This window comes from Pseudomonas sp. HMSC063H08 (assembly GCF_001813645.1).
GTDB classification, from domain to species: domain Bacteria; phylum Pseudomonadota; class Gammaproteobacteria; order Pseudomonadales; family Pseudomonadaceae; genus Pseudomonas; species Pseudomonas aeruginosa.
This window is the reverse complement of the sequence record NZ_KV813629.1, coordinates 1-1,350: the sequence shown is the minus strand read 5'-3', so window position 1 is coordinate 1,350 and position 1,350 is coordinate 1. Positions and strand designations below refer to the sequence as shown.

Annotated in this window: 2 protein-coding genes; both read right to left on the bottom strand. The window is 63.8% G+C overall.

Annotated elements, in window-relative coordinates; genetic code table 11:
• Nucleotides 1-371, bottom strand: a 371-nt coding sequence (pilM, locus tag HMPREF2924_RS32790) for a type IV pilus biogenesis protein PilM (RefSeq protein WP_070700880.1), incomplete at its 3' end; no start/stop codon positions are given.
• A gap of 28 nt (nucleotides 372-399) precedes the next feature.
• On the bottom strand, nucleotides 400-1,350 hold a 951-nt coding region (gene pilV, locus HMPREF2924_RS32785; protein WP_070700876.1), incomplete at its 5' end, for a shufflon system plasmid conjugative transfer pilus tip adhesin PilV.

The following is a 1,350-nucleotide window of genomic DNA, read 5'->3' as shown; positions in this document are numbered from 1 at the left end:
CGGCGCGTGACTAACTGGCCGTTGCGCCTGACGCCAACCAGGTCGGATTCCGTACCAGCATCCACGGCCGCCGCCAGCCCCGCCGGCGGCGAGGCGATGAAGGCGTAGCTGGTGTCGGCGGCGATGTAGCCCTGAAGCCGCGCTGGCTTGCGGAACCAGGCCGGTAAACCAAGAGCGGAGTCCGCCGGCGAACCGCTGAAACCGGGGTTGGCGTGTGCGTACTCCGCCAGCCTGGAGCGGTAGAGCAGCAAGCTCCTGGCCAGGGTATCGACCTCGGCCAGTTCGGCGCTCGAGGTCGCGTGGTCGCTTTGTACACTCAGCCAGGTACCGGTGATGAGCGCGAGCACCAGGACGATCCACATCAGCGGCATACGGTAGTCCTTGAGTCGTGGCGACCTGCTAGTTCACGCAGGTAACGGTCACGTTGGTCGAGTCGGGGGTCTTGTAGGGTTCCGGGTAGTTGAAGCCTGGGCCGATCTCAGTGATTAGCCCGAACGAGTAGTTGGTGCCAAATGTCTGGTTGAAGCCCACTGCGCAGAATCGGCCGCCGCAGGTGATCGCGTAGCGGACGTAGTCGTAGTTCACCATGGCGCTATCCTGACCATGCAACGTACACCAGTCCTTGATCACGCCGGCCGTGGTGTTCAGGCGCATGGAGGCAGCGGTTCGTCCCCATTTCCCGTTCTGGCAGGACAGCCAGAGTCCGCTGCTGGTGATGCCTGCCAGCCCGTTCGGCGAGCAGTTGGCTCCTTCAGTGGCCACGCCTTTGAGCTGTAGGTACTCGCCGACTTCCGTCCGGCCCTCGGCGGTGAGTTTGCCCGCTTTCATCTCGCCGCCGGTGTAGACGTTCTTGTTCATCCAGGAGCGCACCCAGGTGCTGTCGCTCATGTACCAGCCGCCGCCCCATTTCTCGTTGTACCAACCCGTGTCACCACGGGTCCGGAACCAGCCTCCGGTGTACGTCTCGCCGGCGACGTCAGCAGTACCGGCTTTCACCGTGCCAGTGGCTGTCACGTTGCGCGCGCTGATGTCCGCGCTGGTGGTGATGTTGCCGCTGGCCGTGATCGCCCCGGCCGCGGCGATATTGTTGCCTCCCAGGTCCAGCGTGGTATTCATCCGGTTGAGTTCAGGATGACCCGGGACGGCATTGCGGTAGAGGTACTCGTTGGCAATGGCGCCGTCCTGGAAGAACAGCGCCGTCGCCAGATGTCCAGCGCCGGGAGCGCTACCGAAATTGCTTAAGGCCACCTGCCAGGCGGCGCCCTGGGCGATACTGGTGTTGGTTTTCGAGATGTATCCCCCGGTGGCTCCCATGAGTTGCGCGATCCGGCGGATCGAGAGTTCGGAAGC